4 protein-coding genes are annotated in these 4,965 nt (G+C 56.3%); all 4 read left to right on the forward strand.

Going from position 1 to position 4,965, the window contains the following annotated elements:
• A partial coding sequence (locus OXU43_04070; GenBank protein ID MDD9824332.1) for a glutamate-1-semialdehyde 2,1-aminomutase occupies positions 1-1,075 on the forward strand: 1,075 nt, incomplete at its 5' end.
• Positions 1,076-1,290: 215 nt separating this feature from the next.
• Complete coding sequence (locus tag OXU43_04075; GenBank protein ID MDD9824333.1) at positions 1,291-1,887, forward strand: hypothetical protein; 597 nt, start codon at positions 1,291-1,293, stop codon at positions 1,885-1,887.
• A gap of 118 nt (positions 1,888-2,005) precedes the next feature.
• Complete coding sequence (locus OXU43_04080; protein ID MDD9824334.1) at positions 2,006-2,251, forward strand: hypothetical protein; 246 nt, start codon at positions 2,006-2,008, stop codon at positions 2,249-2,251.
• Between the two features lie 201 nt (positions 2,252-2,452).
• Positions 2,453-4,965 (forward strand): RecQ family ATP-dependent DNA helicase (locus OXU43_04085; GenBank protein ID MDD9824335.1); only part of this gene is annotated, 2,513 nt, incomplete at its 3' end.

The following is a 4,965-nucleotide window of genomic DNA, read 5'->3' on the forward strand; positions in this document are numbered from 1 at the left end:
CCAGGAACAGGCCGCAAAAGGACTGGGCTTTGGCACGCTCACCGAGCTGGAGACCCGAATGGCGGAGCGCATCCGCGCCCTGATGCCCAACATCGAAAAACTGCGCATGGTCAACTCCGGCACGGAGGCCACGATGAGCGCCATCCGCCTGGCGCGGGGATACACGGGCCGCGACCGGCTGCTCAAGTTCGACGGCTGCTACCACGGCCACGCCGACTCCCTGCTGGTACAGGCCGGCTCCGGCGTCCTCACGCTGGGCATCCCCGGCTCTCCCGGCATCCCCGAGGCCCTGACCCGGCTCACCGTCTCGCTGCCTTACAACGACCTGGACACCCTGGGCCGGGCCTTCCAAAAATACGGCCCGGAGATCGCCGCCGTCATCGTCGAACCGGTGGCCGGCAACATGGGCTGCATCCTCCCCCGCCCCGGCTTTCTGGAGGGCATCCGCGCGCTCTGCGACCGGCACGGCAGCCTGCTGATTTTCGACGAGGTGATGACCGGCTTCCGCGTTGCCGCGGGCGGCGCCCAGGAAACCTACGGCATACGCCCCGACCTCACGGCGCTGGGCAAGGTGATCGGCGGCGGCCTGCCGGTGGGCGCCTTCGGCGGCCGCGCCGAAATCATGGACCGGCTGGCGCCCGAAGGCCCGGTGTATCAAGCCGGTACGCTCTCCGGCAACCCGGTGGCCATGGCGGCGGGCCTGGCGGCGCTGGAGCAGGTCGGCGCGCCCGAATTCCATTTGCGGCTGGCGCAGACCGCCCGCCGGCTGAGCGAGGGACTGGCCGAGGCGGCGGCGGCGGCGGGCGTGCCGCTGGTCAGCTGCCATGCCGGGGGCATGTTCGGCTTCTTCTTCAGCAAGGAGCGCGAGGTGGCCGACTACCGCCAGGCCGGCGCCTGCGACCGCGACGCCTTCCGGCGCTTCTTCCGCGCCATGCTGGAGCAGGGGGTGTATCTTGCCCCCTCCCCCTTCGAGGCCGGCTTCGTTTCCTCCGCGCACGGCGCGGAAGAAGTGGAGCGCACGCTGGAGGCGGCCGGGCGGGCCTTCGAGGGTTGTAACATGCCCGCGCGAAAATAACGGGAAAAATATGTGCATGACGGGCAAGGCGCGGGCGGCGGCGGATTTTCCAATCTCATCTCGAATCGCAGAGCGGCGGCAAGACCTTTGATTTTCTCTTCGCCTTCCGGGCCGTGATGCTCTATACTTCCCATTGCCGAAGATAAGGCCCCGGAGCAGGCGCAAAATTTTACTCACAGGCTTCTATTCCGGCAGTTGGCCGAGGCAGGCGTCCGATGAGCATATCCAGCGATAGCGACCTGAGGTTCCCGCCGGGAACCTTTGTAGAAGAAAAGGTCGATCCCCTGTTCAAGTACACGACGGACTACGTCTCGAAAGAGATGAACGGGGGTATCATTCGAAACCATAGCACCACCGACGCCTGGTATCTTTTCCGAAAGATTTTTGCGGTGGCAGAGCGGAGGAAGCTGCCCGTGACCATCGTCACCGGGGGAATGCGCGAGGACTTCTACAACTGCCTGACCGACGAACTGGAAGCGTTGATCGCAAAGACCGTGCCGGTGCGGGCGTATCTGACCGAAATCGCCCCCGCGGACATTGACCTGTCCAAAAATCAATTTGCGGAGATCCTGTCCAGGGCATCCGGCGAAAATCCCGATTCCTACAAACTGAAAGGCGGAGTCATGCAAGGGGCTACGAAGATCCCGCACGTGATTTACGCGGGAGACAACGGACTGGCCTTTCGCCTGGAAAAAGATCCGAGTACGCATGCGGCGGTCGGTTCTTTCGGGCCTTTGCATTCCCCTCTGGGACAAGTGGCGGTCAAACAAATGAGCGGCTATATAGAACAAATAGAATCCTTGGCGAAATAGCCGCAATCCGACAATAAACCAGAACCTGCTTTCTCTTATCTGCAATGTCTGGACATTACCAGGGCGGCGTACCGCAAAATACTATGCCGAACGTTGGTTATAGGGGTAAAATATCCTCATGACGCAGGCGAATATTGAGTTGCTGGATGCTCTGTCGGCGGCGGGCATGTCCCGGGAAAAAGCGCGCGCGGCAGCAGAGTCCATAGCAGCCACCGCCGAGGTGGCGACGAAGACAGCCCTGGTCGCGCTGGAGGCGCGGCTGACGCAGTGGGTGACGGCGCCGGTCTTAGGAGCGACCGGCGCGATCCTGGCGGCAGTGGCAGTAGCGACAGGCTGGACGACCTCGCTATTGATGTCGCCGTAACCGGTTCAGACACATAAACGCCTGCGGCCAGGCGCCTCCCGGCGCTTCTTCCGCGCCATGCCGGAGCAGGGGGTGTATCTTGCCCCCTCCCTCTTCCTTACCCTTCGAGACCGACTTCGTCCCTTTCGTGCACGCCGGTAGCGGCAGGGCGTGTCTTAGAGAGGGCCGTAAAGTGCCCGCGCACCGATAGAGCGAAAGCGCATGGACACGTTGCGATACACGGCCTCGGCGCGCCTTGGCGTATGGGACTCCCTGACGCGCAGACGCGATGAATTTCTTGATGAGCTGGCGCGGATACTACAAGACAATTCCCATGCTGTTCTTGAGGCCGATCACATTGAAGAGCTCTGTCCGACGGCCAATCCATCTCTTGAGTCCGTCACTGCTATTTGCGACAAGATCATTGCACGCGGGAATCCGACTTTAGTTGACCTCGAATTTGAGCACACATTACTCAAGGGGCCTTGCCAACAATATCTGAGTGTCGAAGAGTTGGGCGAGGAGGAGCCCAATGTTGGATTCAAGTTCTCCAAAGCAAAATTTCCCGGCAACAGGGATGTGCTTTTCAGAGCAGCGAAAGATTTACTCTGCCTGCCATACCGCAACGAAACCGAAAGCTCAACCGATACCCGCGAATTGCCCCCTGATCTTACCGACTTAACCAGCGAGGAAGAAGATCTATTTGCTGAGCAATTCCGTACTGCGTTTGGAGAATATTTGGGCACAAAACTTCATCGTCAGGTTCTCATCCGGGATTTAGTCAATCGAGTTGATAATAATCTCGAACAAAGCCGTGTTGACTTTGTTTTTCAATCCGATTCCATCAGGTGGGTGTTTGAGGTTGACGGCCAGCAGCACAACGAACCGGGGCAGCGCGGCTTGGACAAACAGAGAGACGACCGATTGAAAGAAAATGGATGGGTAGTGCATCGCATTCCTGCAGAGGATGTGCGCCAGGGATTAGAGAACTTATTTGAGGGCTTAAGAAAAGAACTTGCCCAAGTACTCTCCACGGAATATGATTCCGTACAGACGGCGATTGCTAAATCAGAGGTTCATGCAGCCGCGTTCAATAGCATCCTCCTTCCGCTCGCCGTACAGCGCTGCCTGCGTGGCTTGTTGTTCCTATACTCACATGAGATTCTAGATCCCACTCGTCAACAAAGGATTTTAATCATTGAGGAAGACTGCCCCGTTGCCGCTGAGGCGTTCCGCATACTCTGCGCTATCTGGACGAGAATTCATACCCTTGTCTCTGACATCTCACCAGCGCCTAAACTGAAGTTGGATGTCATTGGCGAGAAGCCGAATTGGGGCAAGACGGATGCCGCGCGTTACCGTGATGCCCCGGACAATAATTATGACTTGATTCTTTCACATAGTTTGCTCCTAGATACAGACTGTATAGGAAGCACGGAAAAAACGCACTTTCCTAATCGCCCTCGGAATTTTATCTGCCTGCGTCGCGCCATCGGTCTTAGGGCAGAGCGCTCGCTTCAAGCGTGCAATGCTTTGCATTACGACCTTGCTGATATTGAGCAAGCCATCTCCAGCCAAAATCGTGGCAACCCAGAACCAATGCCCTATGAAAAACACGAGGCATTGCTCTTCTTTCTCAGGCATATCTTTCGCAAACGGAACTTCTGGGACGGCCAACTTCATGTTATTGCCCGGTTACTCCAGGGCAAAGCATCAATCGTGCTTTTGCCGACTGGCGGAGGGAAATCTCTCACCTATCAACTCAGCGGGTTACTTCTCCCGGGCATGACTATTATCATTGACCCCCTTGTGTCTTTGATGGATGACCAAGTGGAAAACCTTAAAACCGCTGGCATTGATCTTATCAGGCTCGTATCGGGCCAACAGGATCCTGAATCCAAAGAAGCTGCCCTGCAAAATATGGAGTCTGGGCAATTGGCTTTTATTCTCATTGCGCCGGAGCGCCTCCAGACCAAGGATTTTCGAAGTCGGCTACAGACAGTTGTCAACCATTTTCCTGTGTCGCTTGCTGTCATTGACGAGGCGCATTGCGTGTCTGAATGGGGACACGACTTTCGCCCATCGTATCTGCATATGCCACGCAACCTACAAAACTACTGTTCGAGCGGGAGAAACGGCCATAAACCCACGCTTGTAGGGCTCACCGGCACGGCATCATTTGCCGTTCTCGCCGACATTCAAATGGAAATGCAGGTGATAGACGAAGAGGCGATCATTCTGCCGCGATCATTCGACCGTAAAGAGCTCCGCTTTCGGGTTATCAACGTACCTATGTCGGAGAAATCATCAAAATTAAAAGCGCTCAAGAAGGATCTTCCGCGCAGCTTGCGCGCCAACGCTCAAAAATTCTACGATCCACGCGGTGACCATACGAACAGCGGCATTGTCTTTTGCCCACATGTTAATGGCTCACTAGGCGTAATATCTGTCGCGAAAATACTTGGACATCGAAACTTTTATGCCGGGGAAAAGCCCAAAATATTTGGCGATTCATGGCCCGATCATAAAAAAGCTGTTCAAAGAAACTTCAAGAGAAACCATATCCAGGAAATCGTTGCCACAAAATCTTTTGGCATGGGAATTGATAAGCCCAATATCCGCTACACTATTCACTACACTGTTCCTCAATCCATAGAAGCATTCTATCAGGAAGCCGGGCGCGCCGGACGAAACGGCAAACTACAGAATGCTCTTTGCTCGATTCTTTATAGCGA

The sequence above is a fragment of the Gammaproteobacteria bacterium genome, from assembly GCA_028817255.1.
GTDB lineage: Bacteria > Pseudomonadota > Gammaproteobacteria > Porifericomitales > Porifericomitaceae > Porifericomes > Porifericomes azotivorans.

Coding starts and splice junctions, on each gene's coding strand:
- OXU43_04075 (MDD9824333.1), top strand. CDS start 1,291: ATGAGCATATCCAGCGATAGCGACCTGAGGTTCCCGCCGGGAACCTTT.
- OXU43_04080 (MDD9824334.1), top strand. CDS start 2,006: ATGACGCAGGCGAATATTGAGTTGCTGGATGCTCTGTCGGCGGCGGGC.